This window comes from Neorhizobium vignae, from assembly GCF_000732195.1.
Classification (GTDB): domain Bacteria; phylum Pseudomonadota; class Alphaproteobacteria; order Rhizobiales; family Rhizobiaceae; genus Neorhizobium; species Neorhizobium vignae.
The window spans coordinates 35,128-55,901 of sequence record NZ_JNNU01000012.1 but is presented as its reverse complement, the minus strand read 5'-3'; the positions used below and the strand labels follow the sequence as shown (position 1 = coordinate 55,901).

The window sequence follows — 20,774 nt, the reverse complement described above, 5'->3', positions numbered from 1 at the left end:
CCTGCTTTGCGAGTCCGCGGCGTTCCGCTCTAAAGGCAAGGCAAGATGCTCGATATCAAGTGGATCCGTGAAAACGAAGGGGCTTTGGATGCGGCGCTCAACAAGCGCGGCGCAGAGCCCATGGCGGCAACCCTCCTGGCGCTGGACGACAAGCGCCGTTCCGTCATCCAGAAGCTTCAGGATATGCAGTCCCGCCGCAACGCCGCCTCCAAGGAGATCGGTATTGCACTCGGACAGAAGAATTCCGAGCTCGCTGAAAGGCTGAAGGCCGAAGTCGCGACCATCAAGGAGACAATGCCGGTCGCCGAGCAGGAGGAGCGCGACGCCGTCGCAGCGCTCGACGATGCCCTGTCGCGCATCCCGAACATTCCGTTTGACGACGTACCGGTCGGCAAGGACGAGCACGACAACGTGGTCAAGCATGTCGTCGGCGAAAAGCCGCGCTGGAACCATGCTGCCAAGGAGCACTACGAGATCGGCGAAGCGCTCGGAATGATGGATTTCGAGCGCGCGACCAAGCTCTCCGGTTCGCGTTTCACCGTTCTCACTGGCCAGCTCGCCAGGCTTGAGCGGGCGCTCGGCCAGTTCATGATCGACATGCACACGACCGAGCATGGCTACACCGAGGTCTCTTCGCCGCTGATGGTGAAGGGGGACGCCATGTACGGCACCGGCCAGTTGCCGAAGTTCGAGGAAGACCTCTTCAAGACGACGGATGGCCGTTACCTCATCCCCACGGCGGAAGTGACCCTTACCAACCTCGTTTCCGGGGAAATTCTGGAGCAGGAAAAGCTGCCGCTGCGCTTCACCGCACTGACGCCGTCCTTCCGTTCGGAAGCTGGTTCCGCCGGCCGCGATACCCGCGGCATGCTGCGCCAGCACCAGTTCTGGAAGTGCGAACTCGTGTCGATCACCGACCAGGAATCGTCGATCGCGGAGCACGAGCGGATGACCGAATGCGCCGAGAACATGCTGAAGCGCCTCGGCCTGCATTTCCGCACCATGACGCTCTGCACCGGCGACATGGGTTTTGGCGCGCGCAAGACTTATGACATCGAGGTCTGGCTGCCGGGTCAGGATACCTACCGCGAAATCTCGTCCTGCTCCGTCTGCGGCGATTTCCAGGGGCGTCGCATGAATGCGCGTTATCGCGCCAAGGACGACAAGGCGCTGAAGTTCGTTCACACGCTGAACGGCTCGGGCGTGGCGGTCGGCCGCTGCCTGATCGCGGTCATGGAAAATTATCTGAACGAGGACGGTTCGGTCACAATTCCGGACGCGCTTCTGCCGTATATGGGTGGCCTGAGCAAGATCGAGCGGGCGGCCTGATGCGGATACTTCTGACCAACGACGACGGCATTCACGCCGAAGGCCTCGCCGTTCTCGAACGGATTGCCCGGAAACTTTCGGATGACGTCTGGATCGTCGCGCCGGAAACCGACCAGAGCGGGCTTGCCCACTCGCTGACGCTCTCCGAGCCGCTCCGTCTTCGCAAAGTCGGCGACAAGCATTTCGCGCTGCGCGGCACGCCGACCGATTGCGTCATCATGGGCATTCGCGAAGTCCTGCCGGGAAAACCGGATCTGGTGCTCTCGGGCGTCAACGATGGCGCCAACATGGCCGATGACGTCACCTATTCGGGCACGATCGCAGGCGCGATCGAAGGCACGCTGCAGGGCGTGCGCTCCTTTGCGCTCAGCCAGGCCGTGCGGCGCGAAGACGGTCGGGTGGTGCCTTGGGAAGTCGTTGAATCGTACGCGGCGGATCTCATTGGCAAGCTCATCGACGTTGATCTGCCGGACGGCACCTTCCTCAATCTGAACTTCCCGAATTGTGAACCGGGCGATGTGCAGGGCGTAGAAGTGACCTCGCAGGGCAAGCTCGATTTCGGCCTGACGATCGATGCCCGCGAGGACGGCCGCGGCAAGCCCTATTACTGGCTGCGATTCGGCGAGCGGAAGGGCAATTTCCGTGAGGGCACCGATATCCAGGCGTTGAAGGAGAACAAGATCTCCGTGACGCCGCTCAAGCTGGACCTGACCGATTATTCGGTTCAGGATCGTGTCGCCAAAGCACTGGGATTCGGAGCTGCCGATTGAAATCGGGCATGGTCGAAAAAGAGGGTTTTGCGGCGCTCGTGCTGCGCCTCAGGTCGGAAGGCATTTCCGACCTCGATCTGCTGACCGCCGTTGAACAGACGCCGCGTTCGCAGTTCGTGCCGCCGTCGCTTGCGGAGGACGCCTATTCCAGCCGTACCGTGCCGATCGACTGCGGGTCCTTCATGGAAGGCGCAGATCTCGCCGTGCGCTTGCTCCACCGCCTCCAAGTCAAGCCCGGTCACAGGGTGCTCGAAATCGGCACGGGCAGCGGCTTCACGGCCGCCGTCATAGCCCGCATCGCCGAGCGGGTGCTGACCGTAGAGCGATACCGCACCCTGGTCACCGCCGCCAACACCCGCATGGATGCACTGGGGCTGCGCAATGTCGTCGTGCGCCAGGCGGATGGCGGCAACGGCATGCCGGGCGAGGGCACTTTCGACCGCATTTTCGTCACGGCCGCCTTTTCTTCGCTGCCGCGATTCTACGCCGAGCAGCTCACGCATGGCGGTTCGATGGTCGCGCCGCTCACGGACGGGGAGTCCTGCATGATGGTGCGCCTCACCAAGACAGGCAGCCGATTCGAGCGGGAGGATCTGTTCCCGGTGCCTTTTTTGCCGATCGTTCCGCATATCGCGGCGGCGCTCTAGGCCGTTTGTTCCATGCCGCGACGGCATTTCAGCCGTCATGGTTATCAATTTCCCTAAATTTTTAGGAGAATGTCTGCCCTTTAACGGTGCAGTAAGACTAACGCGTTTTAATGACTCTCACGATGGTTGCGTATCTGTAGGTCGAGTCATGCGTATGAAGAGTTCTCCGAAATTCGGAAAATCTGTAATCAAATTTGCCGTCGCGGCGCTGCTCGCCAGTGCTGCGACAGGGTGCAGTTCGGACGCGACGCGTTTCTCGGGGCTCTTTTCGAAATCCGACAACATAACGACCGCGTCCATTCCGCAGCGACAGGGCGGTGGGGCCTATGGCCGCGCACCGACCCCCCAGGCCGATCTCGGCTCCGGCCAGGCTCAGGCGCTGCCGCCGATCCCGCGGAACGACTACGGCTCGCGCAACACCGCCATGGCCCAGCCCTATCCGGGCAATTCCGGCGGCTACACCTCTCCGGCGCGCACCGCATCCGCTCCCGTTGCTGTGCAGCGATCCGAACTCGCAGCTCCGACCGGCGCCACGGCGCAGCGTAGCGCTGCCCCGATGGGTCGCGATACGGCTCGCCAGGAGGCGCTCGCCCAGCCATTCCCGGGACGTCAGCCGGCCGCCAACACGCTTGTCGCTCCGTCCGCCTCGACGCTGAAGGCTGACAATGTCGTCACCGGAACGACCCCGAAGCCGATGTCCGGCTGGTCAGCGGTCAACGCTCCCAAGGTGACCCTGAAGCCCGGCGAAACGGTCTCGACGCTGTCCAAGCGTTACGGCGTTCCGGAAAAGGAAATCCTGAAGGCAAACGGCGGCGCCGTTGCCCCCGGCCAGTCCGTCCTGATCCCTACCTTCGGTACGGCGCAGAACTCGGCGAAGAACGCCGCCGGCACGATCGACCTTCAGAACAAGGCTCCGGCGCCTGCCCGGGAGCCCGAGCAGAAACTCGCCGTCCTGCCGACCTCGGCGCGTGACAAGGCGATTGCCGAACCCGCCAAGCTGACGCCTCCGGGCGGCAAGCCGGTCGGCGGCACCTATGTGGTCAAGCCGGGCGACACGATCACCAAGATCGCCCGCGAGACCGGCACGCCGATCGACCAGCTGAAGGCTGCCAACAACCTGACATCGGGCGGCGTCCGCATCGGTCAGACGCTGAAGGTGGCAAACGGCGCGGCCGATCCGGTCAAGACCGCATCCATTCCGCAGAAGCCGGTCGAAAAGGTGGCGGCCGTGGCTCCGAAGCCGGCCGCTCCCGCGGCACCTGTTCAGGTTGCTCAGGTGGCCCCGGCGCCGGCCGCGGCCAAGGCCGCCGTCGACAGCGCATCCGTCGCCGACGTCGAGAAGAAGTCGGACGTCGCTTCCGTGGCGCCCCAGTCTACCGGCATCGGCAAGTATCGCTGGCCGGTCAACGGCGCCGTCATCGCCGGTTACGGCCAGAACGTCGACGGCAACCGCAATGACGGCATCGACATCTCGGTTCCGGAAGGCACGCCGATCAAGGCTGCCGAAAACGGCGTCGTCATCTATGCGGGCAACGGCCTGAAGCAGCTCGGCAACACGGTTCTCGTCCGTCACGACGACGGCAAGGTCACCGTCTACGGCCATGCCGGCAGCATCAACGTCACGCGCGGGCAGAAGATCACCCGCGGCCAGACGGTCGCCGCCTCCGGCATGAGCGGCGACGCGAAGCGCCCGCAGGTCCACTTCGAGGTCCGAAAGGACGCGACCCCGGTCAACCCGATTACCTTCCTTGAATAAGTAGTGCGTTTCAAGGGACGGAGAAAAGCCCGGCAGTGCCGGGCTTTTTGCGTTTTCAGTCCCTGGAGAGCGGCTTCCTCAGCCGTCCGGCGAGATCCTGGATATATTGCCAGGCGACGCGGCCCGAACGCCCGCCGCGGGTGGTCGCCCATTCCAGCGCCTCGTGATGCAGGCTCTGCTGATCGAGGCCGAGTTCGAAGTACTCGGCATATCCGTCGATCATCTTCAGGTAGTCGTCCTGGCTGCATTTGTGGAAGCCGAGCCACAGGCCGAAGCGATCCGACAGCGAGACCTTTTCCTCGACCGCTTCGGACGGATTGATCGCCGTCGATTGCTCATTCTCCATCATGTGGCGTGGCAGGAGGTGACGACGGTTGGAGGTCGCGTAGAACAGAACATTGTCCGGCCGGCCCTCGATGCCGCCATCGAGCGCCGCCTTCAGCGACTTGTAGGCGGTATCGTCGTGATCGAAGGAAAGGTCGTCGCAGAACACGATGACGCGCTGGCCGGAAGCTTTCAGGATATCGAGCAGGGCAGGGAGCGAGGCGATGTCCTCGCGATGCACTTCGACGAGTTTCAGCGAGATCCCCGTCGCGGCGCGCACGTCCTCATGGACAGCCTTCACCAGCGACGATTTGCCCATGCCGCGGGCGCCCCACAGCAGCACGTTGTTGGCTGCAAAGCCTTCCGCAAACCGCAGGGTGTTTTCGTGCAGGATATCGCGCACATGGTCGACGCCCCGGATCAATGTCAGGGCGACACGGTTCGGACGCGGCACCGGCTGCAGGCGCTGGTTTGCCGGTACCCAGACGAAACAGTTTGCAGCGTTCCAGTCGTTGATGGCGGGTGGAGGGCCGGCGAGCCGCTCCAGCGCATCCGCAAGCCTGCGGATCTCGGTCAGGATCAGGGTGTTGATATCGTTGCTCATGGTGTTTCTCCGGCCGCATCGGCGAGTTTTTGAGCCTTTTCGCTGCGGTAACACGCTCGTTTGTGCATCAAAAGCCTGAGAGCCGTGGATTCGGTACGCCGGCCGGCGTGTTTCTGTTGCATTCCGGCCTATCGCAACTATATTCCGGCGGCTTGAAACGGGGGCCCGGCGTCTCCGGTAATCTTAGGAGTTTTCGATGTTCATTACCGAAGCATTCGCCCAGGCCCCAGCCGCAGCACCGGGAGCCTCCGCGTTCGGCTCCGGCCTTGAGATGCTCTTCCTGTTCGCGCCGCTGATGGTGGTCTGGTACTTCTTCCTGATCCGTCCGCAGCGCGCCAATGCCAAGAAGCGCCAGGAGACGCTGTCCAACATCCGCCGCGGCGACCAGGTCGTTCTTGGCGGCGGCATATCCGGCAAGGTGACCAAGGTTATCGACGACGCTGAAGTGGAAGTCGAAATCGCCGAAGGCGTAAAGATCCGCGCCATGCGCGCCTATATCGCCGAAGTCCGCGTCAAGGGCGAGCCGGTCAAGACCGAACCTGCAAAGACCGGAACGGCTTCCTAAAGCTTCGCCGATACGGCGGCCCTGTTTGATACAGCGCCCTGAACTTAAAAAGAGCCGGATCATCTCCGGCTCGCAACCTCTTCGAGAAGGCATGTGACCCATGGCGAAAGGCATCGAAATCCGCGACGCCCATTTCCCCGGTCGCGCTCCCATCGATGCTTATGGCAATGGCGGTTTCCGTTTTGCCGACATGTCGCATCGAGGTTCGCTGCTCTGCCTTCCCTCCGGCATCCACGGCTGGGAGTTGCACGAAGGTGAACCGCTGACTGTCGCTTCCCTGATGAAGGTGCTCGCCGAATCAAGCGAGATCGAAGTTTTGCTTGTTGGCATGGGCGCCAACCTCAAGCCCATACCGGCGGATGTGAAAGCGGCGTTGAAAGCCAAGGGCATCGCCTCCGATCCGATGAGCACCGGTGCCGCCGTGCGCACGTTCAACATCATGCTCGCCGAATCGCGCGCCGTCGCCGCAGCTTTGATTGCCGTCTGACACATGGCCGATCCAGCCAGACAGAACGGCGACATCTGCCTCGCAACGCTTCGGGATACGGACCGCGACCGCTATCTCGCCTGTCTTCTGTCGCCGGAGGACAAGCGCGGGGCACTGGCGGCCCTTTATGCCTTCAATGCCGAGATCGCCCGCGTCCGCGACGTGGTGCGTGAGCCGCTTCCGGGCGAAATCCGCCTGCAATGGTGGCGCGACCTCCTCGAAGGCAATGCTGCGGGCGACAGCACCGGCAACCCGATCGCCGCCGGGTTGCTTGAGGCAGTCGAGACCTACCACCTGCCGCGCCAGACGCTCGTCGACATGATCGAGGCGCGCATTTTCGACCTCTATGACGATCCGCTGACCGATCGCAACGCGCTCGAAGGTTATGCCGGCGAGACCGCTTCGGCGCTCATCCAGCTCGCGAGCCTGATTCTCTCTCCCGCCGATGCGGCAAAATCTGCGGAGGCGGCAGGCCACGCCGGCGTCGCGCAGGCGATCGCCGGTTTCCTGCTCCTGATGCCGATCCATCGCCGTCGTCATCAGCTCTATCTGCCGCTCGATATTCTCTCGGCGACCGGGCTCGACCGTGATACATTTCTGCGCGGCGAGGACAGACCGCGCGTTTCCGCCGCGATCGAGGCCTTTGCCGGGCTTGGATTGGAGCATCTGGCCAAGGCGAGGAAGTCGGGAACTATCCCGGCAGCGGTCTTTCCGGCCTATCTGCCTGTGGCGCTTGCCGAACCGGTCCTGCGCCGTGCGGCGCGTGCAGGTGCTTCGGTGCTCGACACCACCCTGCAACTGCCGCAGTGGCGGCGCCAATTGCGGCTCATGAAGGCCTCCGTCACCAGGCGCTTTTGACGGGCGTCAAATTCGCGCAAGGCTCGCCCGCTAAGGGACGAAAAGCAGAAATCCGGCGCCATCATAAGGAGAAGCGGTGTGAGCCCCGTTGTCGTCTGGTCGATCATCTTCGTACTCCTCATGGCGCTTGCCTATTACGTCACGCGAATGTCCGGCAAGGACAGGGACAAGGACGGCAACTTGCATGACACGGGGATGGCTATCCTCGAGTTCGGCCGGGCCTTTCCCAATGAGGCGATCCGCAGCCTGCATGTGACGGCCAATGGCGACGCCATCTTCGTGCGCCTGCACGACAACAAGGCCGGCTTCATGCGCAGCCACCGCAACCATTACGCCTGCTTTCTGATCGAGCCTGGCCGGGTGCGCGTGACCCCATTGCCGAACGCCAGGGGTTTCACCGTCGAGTTTCTGGACGCATCGACGCAGAACGGCACCTATCTCTTCGCGACGGAAAAGGAGGCGGCCGAAGTGGCCCTCTGGCTGCTCGACAACTATGTCAGCGTTGCCGATCGCGATCTGGAGGAAAAGCCGGCGACGTCTTCCGGGGATGTCACCCCCGACCGAGCCAACTAGCGCAATCCTGAAGCGCGCGGGCGGAGAGCAGTTGCCGCTTCATCACCGTCTTGTCCTTGCCGCGGAAACGCTTGACGCCCTCCGGCTTGACGATCGACCCCGGCTCCAGCTCAGGAAACAGCCCGAAGTTGACGTTCATCGGCTGGAATGAGCGCTTGCCTGGCTCGTCCTCCGAAACCAGATGCCCGCCCGTGATATGGCCGAGCAGCGAGCCTAGCGCGGTCGTTGCAGGCGGTGCGGAGAGCGTTTCGCCCTTGCGTTCGGCAGCCGCGAAACGGCCGGCGAGAAGTCCGATCGCCGCACTTTCTACATACCCTTCGCAGCCGGTGATCTGGCCGGCAAATCGCAGGCCCGGTCGGCTTTTCAGCGTCAAGCTCTTGTCGAGAAGGACGGGCGAGTGGATGTAGGTGTTGCGGTGCAGGCCGCCGAGCCTTGCGAATTCGGCATTCTGCAGGCCGGGAATCATCCGGAAAATGTCCGCCTGGGCGCCGTATTTTAGCTTCGTCTGGAAACCCACCATGTTGTAGAGCGTGCCGAGCGCATTGTCCTGCCGGAGCTGCACGACCGCATAGGCCTTGACCGTCGGATTGTGGGTATTGGTGAGCCCCATCGGTTTCATCGGCCCGTGGCGCAGTGTCTCGCGGCCGCGTTCGGCCATCACTTCGATCGGCAGGCAGCCGTCGAAATAGGGCGTGCCTTCCCATTCCTTGAACCCGACCGTGTCGCCGGCGATCAGCGCATCGACGAAGGCATTGTATTGCGCTTCGTCCATCGGGCAGTTGATATAGTCCTTGCCGGTGCCGCCGGGCCCGACCTTGTCGTAGCGCGACTGGTACCAGCAGATGTCCATGTCGATCGAATCACGGTGCAGGATCGGCGCGATGGCGTCAAAGAAGGCGAGCTGGTCCTCGCCCGTCTCCGCCTGGATCGCGGCTGCAAGCGCCGGCGAGGTGAGGGGGCCGGTGGCGATGATCGCCAGATCCCATTCCTTCGGCGGCAGGCCCTGGACCTCCTCGCGCACGATGGTAATGAGCGGATGCTTTTCGATCGCTTCGGTGACCGCGTGGGAAAATCCGTCGCGGTCGACGGCGAGCGCGCCGCCGGCCGGTACCTGGTGTCTGTCGGCACATGCCATGATCAGCGAACCGGCAAGCCGCATCTCCGCATGGATGACGCCGACGGCATTCGCGGTCGCATCGTCGGAGCGGAAGGAGTTCGAGCAGACGAGCTCGGCAAGTCCGTCCGTCTTGTGGGCATCAGTGCCGCGCACGCCGCGCATTTCATGGAGAATCACCGGCACGCCCGCCGAGGCGATCTGCCAGGCTGCTTCGGAACCTGCAAGGCCGCCGCCGACGACATGGATGGCAGCGGGAGAGGTGGGGGAGGTCGAAATATTGCTCATGGCCGGCTCATTATCACGCCATTTGCCGGACCGGAATCAAAAAGGCACCCGAGAAGGTGCCTTTGATACGTCCTTGGGTGTCCTCTCGGACCGCATATTCTCGCCGCGACGGCTAAACACCGCGCGGGCCCGCCTGCGAGAAGCGGATTAGCGGAAAGAGCGGGCCGCGATGTGGCGGATGTCGTAGCGGGTCAGACCGATGTCGCTGAGGGCCTGGCTCGAAAGATTTCCAAGCTCGTTCATCGTGCGGCGGTAGCTGATCCAATTCTTGGCGATACGGATCGGGTTCATGGTTGTTTCCTCAATATTTTTCCTGATGCTCTGTCGTCATCAGCGATGAGGGTCTTATACATCCGCATAATAAGAATGTGCAGTGCAAAAAATGTGCGACTGCCATGCAAATGTGCAGGAGATCGCTGAAATTTGCGGCGCCGATCGAAAATCAGGCAGCAATTTTAGGCCTTGAATTTCCATGAACAAAAAGAAAAGCGCCTCCCGAAGGAGGCGCTTTTGGATGGTGCATCAATGTCTGTGCGAGGCTTAGAAGCCGACGGCAGTCCGGGCGACGCGGCGGATGTCGGCGCGGCCGATGCCGAGGTCATTGAGTTCGCGGTCGCTCATGCGGCCGAGCTCGTTGACGGTTTCGCGGTACTTGCGCCAGGTGGTGAGCTTCTGTGCGATGTTCATGATCTTGTCCCTTTCTAGGCCCTTGCCAGCAGCCCGTTTGGCGCTGACTTCAATCTCATGACCGCTAATATATGTTGCGCTGCAAAAAGTAACAGCGCCTATTCGGAATGCCACCTATGCATCCGGCGCATTACGAGATCGTTTACCATGCAGGAGTGCTGAAATTTTGCGCTGGTTTTAGGCAGGCGCCATGCTGCAGGACAAAAAAATAACGCCCACCGGGGGAGGAGGTCCGGTGGGCGCCATTTGTAACGACTGGCGATTTGGGAGGAGGAGGATCGCCAGTCCCATCAAGCCCGCGCTGGGAGGAGGAGTGCGCGGCTCGAATTCCTGTCACGGGGAACTCCCCGAGGGCATCTGCATCGTTCAGGGCGGGCGCCAAACCGTCCAAACCAGAGAGATCGAAACCTTCAATCAATCTCTGTATCTGCATATTATGAGAAGGCAGCAAAATTGTGCAGTGCAATATCCGTATGGATGGCATGCGGTTATTGCATGGCTCACATCGCCATTGATTCCAATGTACACATTAGAATTTAATAAAAAGTTAAATAACCCGAGAATCGTCGCTTCAACCGGTTGCGGCAGGAGCAAATTCGCCTATCCACCGCGGTTTCTCGGAGCTGCCAAAAAAGCGTCATTTTCCCTTTGCGTGCGCCGAAACGGGTGATATAGAGACGCGCGCTCCGGAAGGCCTTGTGCGACGAGGATTTTCGACGCGGCTGGGGCGCGGGTATGGTGAAATTGGTAGACACGCCAGATTTAGGTTCTGGTGCCGCAAGGCGTGGGAGTTCAAGTCTCTCTACCCGCACCAGAACCGCCCCGCATCAAAACCGCCAGGAGTGCGGTCCGAGCCGGTTCTGGCTAAAGGATCGGCGCTCCTTGAAGCCGCGGCCGGTCTCTCAAAGTTCCGGCGATGTGCTCATTGAAACCAACGGCTGTCTGAGCACCGCCGCCACGATATGAAGGTATGAAAATGCAGGTTACCGAAACGCTCGCTGAAGGGCTGAAGCGCGAAATCAAGGTCGTTATTCCCAAGCGGGATATGGAAGCGCAGCTGAACGTGCGCCTCGCCGACGCCAAGGACAAGGTCCGCATCAACGGTTTCCGTCCGGGCAAGGTGCCGATCGCTCATCTGAAGAAGATGTACGGCAAGTCGATCATGGCGGATCTCGTCAACGAGATCGTCCGTGAGCGCCCGACCGAAATCCTCTCCGACCGCGGCGAGAAGTCGGCGACCCAGCCGTCGGTCGCCATGACCGAGGACGAGAAGGAAGCGGAAAAGATCCTCAACGCCGAGGTCGATTTCGAATTCACGCTCTCCTACGAAGTCATCCCGGACATCGAACTGCAGCCGACCGACGGCCTTTCCGTCATTCGTGAAGTCGTCGAAGTCACCGAAGACGAAGTCAACGAGCAGATCGAAAAGATTGCCGAAAGCGCCCGTACCTTCGAGACCAAGACCGGCAAGGCCGCCAATGGCGACCGCGTCACGATGAACTATCTCGGCAAGGTCGACGGCGTTGCCTTCGATGGCGGCACCGCCGAAGATGCCGAACTGGTTCTCGGCTCCGGCCGCTTCATTCCGGGCTTCGAAGACCAGCTGGTCGGCGTCAAGGCCGGTGATGAGAAGACCATCAACGTAACCTTCCCGACCGAATATCCGGCCGCCAACCTTGCCGGCAAGGAAGCCACCTTCGACGTCACCGTCAAGGAAGTCGCTGCTCCCGCCGCTCTCGAGATCAACGACGAACTCGCCTCCAAGCTCGGCATCGAATCGGTCGATCGCCTGAAGGAGATCGTCCGCGGCCAGATCGAAAGCCAGTACGGCAACGTCACCCGCCAGAAGGTCAAGCGTCAGATCCTCGACCAGCTCGACGGCATGTACCAGTTCGACACCCCGCAGGGTCTCGTCGACGCCGAGTTCGACAACATCTGGCGTCAGATCAACACCGACCTGCAGCAGTCCGGCAAGACCTTCGAAGACGAAGAGACGACCGAGGAAGATGCACGCGTCGAATACCGCAAGCTTGCCGAACGTCGCGTTCGTCTCGGCCTGGTTCTCTCCGAGATCGGCGAACAGGCCGGCGTCGAAGTGACCGAGGAAGAAATGCAGCGCGCGCTTTATGCGCAGCTGCAGCAGTTCCCGGGCCAGCAGAAGGAAATCCTCGATTTCTTCCGCAACACCCCCGGCGCTTCCGCCTCGCTGCGCGCGCCGATCTTCGAAGAGAAGGTCGTCGACAAGCTGCTCTCCGAGATCAAGGTCACCGACAAGGTCGTGACTAAGGAAGAGCTGATGGCTGAGGACGAGGAAGGCTCGGAGAAGGCTGAAAAGCCGGCCAAGAAGAAGGCTGCTCCGAAGAAGGCTGCAAAGGCCGAGGCTGCTGACGAAGCCGCCGAAGGCGAAGAGGCTGCCGCTCCGAAGAAGAAGGCTGCTCCGAAGAAGAAGGCCGCTGAAGACGGCGCCGAATAAGCTTCGCATTGATTGTGTAGAAAAGCCGGGTCGGCGACGACCCGGCTTTTTGTTGTGATGAAACCTTTCGAGCTCGCCCGCCCATGATCCGTATTGAAAACATCAGCAAGTCGAACAGCCACCGCATCCTCTTCATCGAGGCGGCCGCGGCGCTGAACCGTGGCGAGAAGATCGGCCTCGTCGGCCCGAACGGCGCCGGCAAGACGACGCTCTTCCGGATGATCACCGGCTCTGAAATGCCGGACGAGGGGCAGGTCAGCGTCGAAAAGAACGTGACGATCGGTTATTTCAACCAGGATGTCGGCGAGATGGCCGGCCGCAGCGCCGTTACCGAGGTGATGGACGGTGCAGGTCCGGTAAGCACCGTCGCCGCCGAACTGCACGAGCTTGAATCGGCGATGGTCGATCCGGACCGCCTCGATGAGATGGACCAGATCATCGAACGCTACGGCGAGGTACAGGCGCGTTACGAGGAGCTCGACGGCTACGGTCTCGAAGGCCGAGCCCGCGAGGTTCTCGCCGGCCTGAGCTTCACCCAGGAGATGATGGACGGCGATGTCGGCAAGCTGTCCGGCGGCTGGAAGATGCGCGTGGCGCTCGCACGCATCCTGCTGATGCGCCCGGACGTCATGCTGCTCGACGAACCGAGCAACCATCTGGACCTCGAAAGCCTGATCTGGCTGGAACAGTTTCTCAAAGGGTATGACGGCGCCCTGCTGATGACCTCGCACGACCGCGAGTTCATGAACCGCATCGTCACCAAGATCATCGAGATCGATGGCGGGTCGCTCACCACCTATTCCGGCGACTACGGTTTCTACGAGCAGCAGCGGGCCCAGAACGAAAAGCAGCAGCAGGCGCAGTTCGAGCGCCAGCAGGCGATGCTGGCCAAGGAGATCAAGTTCATCGAGCGCTTCAAGGCCCGCGCGTCCCATGCGGCCCAGGTGCAGAGCCGGGTGAAGAAGCTCGACAAGATCGAGCGCGTCGAGCCGCCGAAGCGCCGACAGGCGGTCGCCTTCGAATTCCAGCCGGCGCCGCGTTCCGGCGAAGACGTGGTCAACATCAGGAATGTCGCCAAGCGATACGGCAGCCGCTCGATCTACGAAGGTCTCGACTTCATGGTGAAGCGGCGTGAGCGCTGGTGCATCATGGGCATCAACGGGGCTGGCAAGTCGACGCTGCTGAAACTGGTGACGGGCTCGACCGAGCCGGACGAAGGCAGCGTTTCGATCGGCGCCAGCGTCAAGATGGGCTATTTCGCCCAGCACGCCATGGATCTGCTGGACGGTGACCTGACCGTCTTCGAATGGCTGGAGGAACAGTTTCCGCGCGCCGGGCAGGGGGCACTGCGAGCACTCTCCGGCTGCTTCGGCTTTTCAGGCGACGACGTCGAGAAGAAATGCCGGGTGCTTTCCGGCGGCGAGAAGGCGCGTCTGGTGATGGCGGCCATGCTGTTCGACCCGCCGAATTTCCTCGTCCTCGACGAGCCGACCAACCACCTGGATCTCGACACCAAGGAAATGCTGATCAAGGCGCTGTCGGAATACGAAGGCACCATGCTGTTCGTCAGCCACGACCGACATTTCCTCGCCGAACTGTCGAATCGCGTGCTCGAACTGACGCCTGACGGCATCCACCGTTATGACGGCGGTTATACGGAATATGTGGAACGCACCGGCTACGAGGCGCCGGGCCTGCGGAGCTAAGGATCAATGCAGGGCAGAGGTGGAGTGGCGTCGGCCTCCACCAGTTCCGGCCGGCAGACGCTGTGACGTCTTCGACGCCTGTCCGCCGGATCTCCGTGAACTGCAGGGCGGGAAGTCAACTTTCCGTTAGGAAGACCGTCGTAAGACGTCGTTCCGACACGCGCGGAAAGACCTCGGTTCGAGGGGGCTTGCCGCCAGGCCGGCCTGCAACCGGAACGATTTTCTGCACAGTTTTGATTGTCTCATATGCCGTTTGATCTGAATCAGTTTTTGAGGTATCCCTTTTCACGCCGTAGCGATTTCTGGAATTATACCGCAGGGGGGATATTCATGACGGCGAGCGATAAGGCCCTTCTCCGACCGGCAATCGGTCTGGTTGGAATGATGTTCCTGTCGGCATGCACGTCGGCGCAGACGACGGCGTCGATCTCTCCTGCAACCACGACGGTGAAACCGGCGCCGGTCTCGAAGAAACAGGTCTACCACTACACGCCGGCCGATCGCGATTGCATGAAGCGGGCAATGTATTTCGAGTCCCAGCGCTCGAGCCGCGAAGGGTTGATGGCAGTCGGCACCGTGATCATGAACAGGCTGACCTCGGACGCCTATCCGTCCACTATTTGCGGCATCGTCGCCCAGGAGCGGCAATTCGCACCGGGCGTGATGACCCGCGCGATGAATGAGGCGACGGTTCCGGAACTCGATGCCGCCGTCGATGCGATCATTCGCGGCGAGCGGAACCCGGAAGTGAAGGACGCGATGTTCTTCCATACCGCCGGCTTACGTTTCCCCTACCAGAACATGCATTATGTCACGGTTGCCGGCGGCAATGCGTTCTACGAGAAGCGCGGCAGGGACGGGGATCTGCAGACGCCGCCGCCGAAGCCCGTTGATGAATACGTGCTCGCACTGGTCCAGAGCAACCCCGATCCGTTGAGCCTGATCCAGGCGAAGGAATTCGACGTCGCGACCATCCCGACGACGGGCACGGATCCGATGGTGGCGATGAATGTCCCGGTTCCGATCGAGCGGCCGGATCCCTTGGCGGTCCGTTCTGTGAGCATCCAGCCGGCCGGCACTCAACCTGTAAAGCCTGCTGCCGGGCCGGTGATCCTAGCCAGCTCCATGAGTAACGAGTGGATGCTGCGTTTCGACACCGGCAACGCGAAGCCGATACCGACCCCGTCGCCCAAACGATCGCCGGCCGGTGTCGACCGCTGATCCCTGAAGCTTACCCTGCCTTCTGCATCTCGGCAGCCGCGGCATTGTCCTTGTCGTTGGCCCGCCGGTAAGCCTCGCGTAGCGCAAGCCGTCCGAAATATTGTTCGAATGCTGCGCGTTTTTCGATCGTGCCGAACTGCAGTCCATAACCGAGCTGCGAGCCGACATAAACGTCGGCGGCGCTGAACGTGTCGCCGGCGATATAGGCGTTTGCCCGGACAGCCGCTTCCAGCGTATCCATGACGTCCTTATAGGTGCCGTAACCGACCATCCGCTCGCGTTCCTTCGGCACCTCGAAGCCGAGCACGCGGTTGCTGACGGCAGCTTCCAACGGGCCGGCCGCAAAGAACATCCAGCGATAATAATCGGCTCGCTGGGCGGGGGCGGGGGCAAGACCCGCCTGCGGAAAGGCATCCGCCAGATAGGCGCAGATCGCCGCGCATTCGGTAACAATGGTCTTGCCGTGCACGATGCTCGGCACCTTGCCCATCGGGTTGACGCTTTTGTAGGTGTCGCCCTTCATCGTCGTGCCGAAATGCAGGATTTCGGTACGATAAGGGACACCGACCTCCTCCAGCATCCAGCGGGCAATCCGGCCGCGTGACATCGGGTTCGTATAAAGCACAAGTTCATCTGACATCTGGCCCTCCCGGCAGTGATGTCTATGTTTTGGTGCAGCTTGCTTTTCAATCAAGGCGCCAGGGCGAATTAGAGCGCTTTCCGATACTGGATGAAGCCGGAATTTTGGGCGATGCGGTCGTAGAGCCGCCGCGCGGCTGCATTGCTCTCCTGGGTCAGCCAATAGAGCCGCCCGGCGCCGTTTGCCCGCGCGAGGTCCGCCACCGCTTCGATCAGGGCTGCGCCGGTTCCTCGGCCGCGCAGGGTATTCTTGACATAGAGGTCCTGCAGATAGCAGGTCGATCCGGGCAGCCAGCAGGATCGGTGGAAGATCACATGCGCGATGGCGATCATCTTGCCGGTCTCGTCGAATGCACCGAGGGCATGCATCGGCTCGGCGGGATCGTGAAACCGGCTCCAGGTGACGTCGTACATTTCCTTCGGCAGCACGGTCTCGTAGAAGCGCAGATAGGCCTCCCAGAGCGGCTCCCAGGCGGTGCGGTCGGCTGGTTCGAGCGGACGGATGATCGCAGGTGTCGTCGTGGCGGTCATGGCGAAACTCCCTCACAAAAGAAAACGGCGGGGATTGCTCCCCGCCGTCGAATGATTAGCCGATTTTTCGGACTTAGGCAGCCATGGCCACCTTGAGATTTTCGTCCACCTTGTCGAGGAAAGCGGTGGTGGAGAGCCACGGCTGATCCGGACCGATGAGCAGTGCAAGGTCCTTGGTCATGTAGCCGGCTTCGACCGTGTCGACGCAGACGGTTTCGAGCGTGGCGGCGAACTTTGCAAGGGCTGCATTGTCGTCGAGCTTGGCGCGATGAGCGAGGCCACGGGTCCAGGCGAAGATCGAGGCGATCGAGTTCGTCGAGGTCTCCTGTCCCTTCTGGTGCTGGCGGTAATGGCGGGTGACGGTGCCGTGGGCGGCTTCGGCTTCGACCGTGCGGCCGTCCGGGGAAAGCAGAACCGAGGTCATCAGGCCGAGCGAGCCGAAGCCCTGGGCGACGATGTCGGACTGGACGTCGCCGTCATAGTTCTTGCAGGCCCAGACGTAGCCGCCGGACCACTTCAGGGCTGCCGCGACCATGTCGTCGATCAGGCGGTGTTCGTAGGTGATCTTCAGTGCGTCGAACTGTTCCTTGAACTCGGCGTTGAAGATTTCCTCGAAGATATCCTTGAAGCGGCCGTCGTAAGCCTTGAGGATGGTGTTCTTGGTCGACAGGTAGACCGGCCACTTGCGCATCAGGCCGTAGTTCAGCGAAGCGCGGGCGAAATCGCGGATCGATTCGTCGAGGTTGTACATGGCCATGGCCACGCCTGCGTCTGGTGCCTTGAACACTTCCTTCTCGATCACCTGGCCGTCTTCGCCGACGAACTTGATCGACAGCGTGCCCTTGCCCGGGAACTTGAAGTCGGTTGCCTTGTACTGGTCGCCGAAGGCGTGACGGCCGACGACGATCGGCTTGGTCCAGCCCGGAACCAGGCGCGGCACGTTCTTGCAGATGATCGGCTCGCGGAAGATGACGCCGCCCAGAATGTTGCGGATCGTGCCGTTCGGGCTCTTCCACATTTCCTTGAGGTTGAATTCCTTGACGCGGGCTTCGTCCGGCGTGATCGTCGCGCATTTGATGCCGACGCCGTGCTTCTTGATGGCGTTGGCGGCGTCGATCGTCACCTGGTCGTTGGTGGCGTCGCGGTTCTCGACCGAGAGGTCGTAATATTCGATGTCGAGATCGAGATAGGGAAGGACCAGCTTGTCCTTGATGAGCTGCCAGATGATGCGGGTCATCTCGTCGCCGTCGAGATCGACGACCGGGTTGGCTACCTTGATCTTTTGCATGGAATTCCTCTTGGACGTAGAAGGGACCTCAAGGTCCCGTCGGGTGGACACCAGTGGGTGCGCTATAACATCGCCGGGCCGGAACGCAAAGGTATTGAGGCTATCATATGCGGCTTTTCATGCGAGAAATCGCGGTGCGTCCGGACCTGCGGACGATTGCCCTTGCCAAACCATAATGCCTGATTAATGTCCGGCCAAATCGCTCTCCAACTGCCGGATTTGATCTCATGCGGACCTTGCCGCTTGCCCTTGCCTTTTCTTTGATCTCGACCTTCGTTGCGGCGGCTGATGTGACCGATCCCGTGAAAGAGGTGATGAAGATCACCGAGGACAACTGGAATACCGTCGACAGCGAATGGAAATACATCTTCGATGCCGATCCGTTGTCGCGCCTGTTCAGCAAGAAATTCCAGGGCGCCTATGCGGAAGCCGCCAAGCACCCGGCATACGACACGGAGAACAACCAGCCGGGCGATCCCTTCGGCTACGACGTGATCACCTCGTCGCAGGACGGCTGTCCGCTGAAGGACATCAAGACGACCTCGGCACAGGGCGCCAACGGCATGACCGATGTGACCGTTACCTTCAAGATGTGGACCTGCGTCGATGAGGCAGCAGTGAAGGACAGTGTCAACGAACTGCATTTCGACATCATCCAGGAAGCCGGCAAGCCAGTCATCGACGACATCCACCGCGTTGCAGACGGCGAGCGGGATTCGGTGATCGAAGAGATGCAGTCGATCGCCAAGGGCGAGTAACCCGGCGGTGATCGGGCGGCCCGCCGATCTGTCGATCGTGGCCCTCAGCCCTATGGATGGTATCGCCAAACTTTATCAAAGCGATATATTCGTTAGCCAGGAGCGGGTGCCGGCATACGCCTGGGGTAGTTGATGACGTTTGCCGCAAAGATCCGAGACTGGCTGCTCGCCAACGACCCGGCGCTGTCGCGCCTGCGCATGGCAGGACGCGTGACGCTGACCGTCATCGCCTCGGTGGCCTGCCTTGCACTCATCCACTCCACCGGCCTGGCGCTGCCGACGATCGCCTATGGGCTTGCCATCATCCTGTCGATCGAGGGCGGCGTCGCGGTGCGCGACCGGCTGCCGTCCGACCAGTTGAAGACGCGGCTGATCGGCGGCGTCGTCAGCCTCGTCTGCGTCGGGCTCGCCGCGGCACTGGAAGACTACCGTTATATCTCCGATCCGATGTTTCTGGTCGTCATCGCCGGCGCGACTGTCGGGCGCGTCTACGGACCGCGCGGATTTGCAGTCGGCATGTTTGCGTTTACGTCCTATTTCATGGGCGCCTATCTCAAGCCGAACCTTTCCGACCTTCCTCTGGGGGCCATCGGTCCGGTGATCGCGGTCGTCACAGGCCATCTGGTCCGCACCTATCTCCTGCCGGACGAATGGCGGCGCGATCTTCTGCAGTCGCTGGTGGCGATCCAGGGCAGGGTGGGCGATATCCTGATGAAGCTCGCGGTTCTGTCGAGCGGCGGGACCATCTCGGATGGCGACCGGCGCGAATTGCGGCAGCTCGAGGAGCGGTTGAAGGACGTGGTGCTGATGGCGGAAGGTTTTCTGCCGCGCACCGCGGACGGCACGATCGACCCGGAAGACGAGGCGGTCACCGCCCTGGCCATGAAGATCTTCGATGTGCATCTCGCCGCTGAAAGCGCGATCGTGCTGTCTTTTGAAGCGTTGCCGCCCTTCCTGCTGGTCCATGCATTGATCGAGGACGACCAGGATCTGGCCGAGAAGATTTCCGCAAGCCCGGCGGTGACCGATGACGACCGGGTGGAGGAAAGCACCCGAGCCCTGATCTGGCTGCAGAAGGCGAGGGCGGCGCTGGCTGAATCCATCGAGGAAGGGCGGCGCGACCGCTTCCGCTCGATCGAGGATGCCGCGGCCGCGCCGGCTCCGGCGAAGATCGATTTCTCGCTCAAGAACCCGGTGATGCGCGCCGCGGTACAGATTACTGTCGCATCGAGCCTTGCGATGGTCTTCGGCCTGATGCTGTCGCGCGACCGCTGGTTCTGGGCTGTTTTGACCGCCTTCCTGATCTTCACCAACACCAAGTCACGCGGCGATACGGCGATCAGGGCCCTGCAGCGCTCGGTCGGCACGCTGCTCGGCATTGCGACCGGGCTCGTACTTGCGACCCTGATCGGCGGTTATCCGCTTCTCGCTGCACCGATCGCTGTGCTCTGCATCTTCCTCGGCTTCTATTGCCTGCAGATTTCCTATGCGGGGATGACCTTCTTCATCTCGATCGTGCTCTGTCTGATCTATGGGATGACTGGCGTGCTGACCCTCGACCTGCTGCAGCTGCGGATCGAGGAGACGTTGATCGGCGCGCTTGCAGGCACCGTCGTCGCCTTCCTGGTATTCCCGGCATCGACCCGCTCGACCCTGGATCTGGCGCTCGGGCGCTGGTTCGATGGGCTGCGCGATCTTCTTTCCGCCGTGAAGGAGGGCAGGAGCGGCTTCGAGATCATCGCGCTCTCCCGCAAACTCGATGCCGCCTATCGCGAAGTCACGCTCGCCGCGCGCCCGCTCGGCACATCCTGGTCGGTGGTCACCCGGCCGGGTCAGGTCCGCCAGACGCTCGCCATCTTCCTCGGCGCCACCTATTGGGCGCGGATCTTCGCCCGCAACGCGGTCCAGGCGGGGCACAAGCCGGAAGGCGAGGTGCTGGCGGCGCTGGAGGATGCATTGCGCAATATAGATGCATTTTCGGCCCGCGGTTCGGAGTGTTTCTTGGTGAAGCGCAAGACGAGCCGCGGTGCCGGCCGGCACCTGCCGATCTTCAAGCACGGCAGCCGTGTCGGGGTCGAAATGATCGGCTCCATGCTGGGCAGGCTTTATCCCGCAGCCGCATAAGGCTTGCCGATTATCTTGGGGACCGCTATTCC

The 20,774-nt window shown here is 61.8% G+C and carries 21 protein-coding genes and 1 tRNA gene; 15 read left to right on the top strand and 7 right to left on the bottom strand.

The annotated features are described in order from the left end of the window. Positions 1-45 precede the first annotated feature (45 nt). From serS to GQ59_RS20405, 4 genes are all read left to right on the top strand, one after another. Complete coding sequence (gene serS, locus GQ59_RS20420; RefSeq protein ID WP_037084542.1) at positions 46-1,329, top strand: serine--tRNA ligase; 1,284 nt, start codon at positions 46-48, stop codon at positions 1,327-1,329. After that, positions 1,329-2,099 (top strand): 5'/3'-nucleotidase SurE, encoded by a 771-nt coding sequence (surE, locus tag GQ59_RS20415; protein WP_037084540.1) that lies wholly within the window; start codon positions 1,329-1,331, stop codon positions 2,097-2,099. The genes serS and surE overlap by 1 nt, the downstream gene beginning before the upstream one ends. An 8-nt stretch (positions 2,100-2,107) precedes the next feature. Continuing rightward, positions 2,108-2,746, top strand: coding sequence for a protein-L-isoaspartate(D-aspartate) O-methyltransferase (locus GQ59_RS20410; RefSeq protein ID WP_432762601.1), 639 nt, complete (start codon positions 2,108-2,110; stop codon positions 2,744-2,746). Positions 2,747-2,894: 148 nt separating this feature from the next. Next, a complete protein-coding gene (locus GQ59_RS20405) occupies positions 2,895-4,502 on the top strand; it encodes a peptidoglycan DD-metalloendopeptidase family protein (RefSeq protein ID WP_037084537.1) in 1,608 nt (535 codons plus the stop codon). 55 nt (positions 4,503-4,557) lie between these two features. Here GQ59_RS20405 and GQ59_RS20400 read toward each other — a convergent pair whose 3' ends face one another. Further along, complete coding sequence (locus GQ59_RS20400) at positions 4,558-5,430, bottom strand: ATP-binding protein (RefSeq protein ID WP_037084536.1); 873 nt, start codon at positions 5,428-5,430, stop codon at positions 4,558-4,560. 196 nt (positions 5,431-5,626) lie between these two features. Between GQ59_RS20400 and yajC the strand changes: the two genes are divergently transcribed. The 4 genes from yajC (at position 5,627) to GQ59_RS20380 (ending at position 7,913) form a co-directional block, all read left to right on the top strand. Then, on the top strand, positions 5,627-5,995 hold the full coding sequence (gene yajC, locus GQ59_RS20395; protein ID WP_037084534.1) for a preprotein translocase subunit YajC: 369 nt from the start codon (positions 5,627-5,629) through the stop codon (positions 5,993-5,995). Between the two features lie 100 nt (positions 5,996-6,095). Next, positions 6,096-6,482 carry an Mth938-like domain-containing protein gene (locus tag GQ59_RS20390; protein ID WP_037084532.1) on the top strand — a complete coding sequence of 129 codons (387 nt, stop codon included), beginning with the start codon at positions 6,096-6,098 and terminating at the stop codon, positions 6,480-6,482. A gap of 3 nt (positions 6,483-6,485) precedes the next feature. Then, positions 6,486-7,340, top strand: coding sequence for a phytoene/squalene synthase family protein (locus GQ59_RS20385; protein ID WP_037084531.1), 855 nt, complete (start codon positions 6,486-6,488; stop codon positions 7,338-7,340). 120 nt (positions 7,341-7,460) lie between these two features. Continuing rightward, positions 7,461-7,913 carry a hypothetical protein gene (locus GQ59_RS20380; protein ID WP_051904106.1) on the top strand — a complete coding sequence of 151 codons (453 nt, stop codon included), beginning with the start codon at positions 7,461-7,463 and terminating at the stop codon, positions 7,911-7,913. On the opposite strand, the gene trmFO is transcribed toward GQ59_RS20380, so the two are convergent. From trmFO to GQ59_RS31325, 3 genes are all read right to left on the bottom strand, one after another. Beyond that, entirely contained in the window at positions 7,891-9,315 is a 1,425-nt protein-coding gene (trmFO, locus tag GQ59_RS20375; protein ID WP_037084529.1) for a methylenetetrahydrofolate--tRNA-(uracil(54)-C(5))-methyltransferase (FADH(2)-oxidizing) TrmFO, read from the bottom strand. The two genes, GQ59_RS20380 and trmFO, sit on opposite strands and share 23 nt — an antisense overlap. A 147-nt stretch (positions 9,316-9,462) precedes the next feature. Further along, on the bottom strand, positions 9,463-9,606 hold the full coding sequence (locus tag GQ59_RS31330) for a DUF1127 domain-containing protein (RefSeq protein ID WP_007762204.1): 144 nt from the start codon (positions 9,604-9,606) through the stop codon (positions 9,463-9,465). Between the two features lie 249 nt (positions 9,607-9,855). Beyond that, positions 9,856-10,002: a DUF1127 domain-containing protein gene (locus GQ59_RS31325; RefSeq protein WP_065814773.1), complete on the bottom strand. Its 147-nt coding sequence runs from the start codon at positions 10,000-10,002 to the stop codon at positions 9,856-9,858. 190 nt (positions 10,003-10,192) lie between these two features. On the opposite strand from GQ59_RS31325, the gene GQ59_RS32020 reads away from it, so the two are divergent. From GQ59_RS32020 to GQ59_RS30690, 5 genes are all read left to right on the top strand, one after another. Next, entirely contained in the window at positions 10,193-10,672 is a 480-nt protein-coding gene (locus GQ59_RS32020; RefSeq protein ID WP_152564407.1) for a hypothetical protein, read from the top strand. 59 nt (positions 10,673-10,731) lie between these two features. Further along, a tRNA-Leu gene (locus tag GQ59_RS20370) sits at positions 10,732-10,816 on the top strand. Positions 10,817-10,978: 162 nt separating this feature from the next. Then, entirely contained in the window at positions 10,979-12,475 is a 1,497-nt protein-coding gene (gene tig, locus GQ59_RS20365) for a trigger factor (RefSeq protein ID WP_037084741.1), read from the top strand. A gap of 83 nt (positions 12,476-12,558) precedes the next feature. After that, a complete protein-coding gene (locus tag GQ59_RS20360; RefSeq protein ID WP_037084527.1) occupies positions 12,559-14,181 on the top strand; it encodes an ABC-F family ATP-binding cassette domain-containing protein in 1,623 nt (540 codons plus the stop codon). 330 nt (positions 14,182-14,511) lie between these two features. Continuing rightward, positions 14,512-15,402 carry a cell wall hydrolase gene (locus GQ59_RS30690; RefSeq protein ID WP_051904094.1) on the top strand — a complete coding sequence of 297 codons (891 nt, stop codon included), beginning with the start codon at positions 14,512-14,514 and terminating at the stop codon, positions 15,400-15,402. Positions 15,403-15,412: 10 nt separating this feature from the next. Here GQ59_RS30690 and GQ59_RS20350 read toward each other — a convergent pair whose 3' ends face one another. The 3 genes from GQ59_RS20350 to GQ59_RS20340 form a co-directional block, all read right to left on the bottom strand. Further along, entirely contained in the window at positions 15,413-16,042 is a 630-nt protein-coding gene (locus GQ59_RS20350) for a glutathione S-transferase family protein (protein WP_037084525.1), read from the bottom strand. A gap of 68 nt (positions 16,043-16,110) precedes the next feature. After that, a complete protein-coding gene (locus GQ59_RS20345) occupies positions 16,111-16,572 on the bottom strand; it encodes a GNAT family N-acetyltransferase (protein WP_037084523.1) in 462 nt (153 codons plus the stop codon). A gap of 73 nt (positions 16,573-16,645) precedes the next feature. Next, positions 16,646-17,860 (bottom strand): NADP-dependent isocitrate dehydrogenase, encoded by a 1,215-nt coding sequence (locus tag GQ59_RS20340; protein ID WP_037084522.1) that lies wholly within the window; start codon positions 17,858-17,860, stop codon positions 16,646-16,648. Positions 17,861-18,087: 227 nt separating this feature from the next. Between GQ59_RS20340 and GQ59_RS20335 the strand changes: the two genes are divergently transcribed. Next, the gene (locus GQ59_RS20335) at positions 18,088-18,618 is read left to right on the top strand and encodes a hypothetical protein (RefSeq protein WP_037084521.1); all 531 of its coding nucleotides are present in this window, start codon (positions 18,088-18,090) and stop codon (positions 18,616-18,618) included. A gap of 132 nt (positions 18,619-18,750) precedes the next feature. Beyond that, positions 18,751-20,742, top strand: a complete 1,992-nt coding sequence (locus GQ59_RS20330) for an FUSC family protein (protein ID WP_037084519.1) — start codon at positions 18,751-18,753, stop codon at positions 20,740-20,742. Positions 20,743-20,774 lie beyond the last annotated feature (32 nt).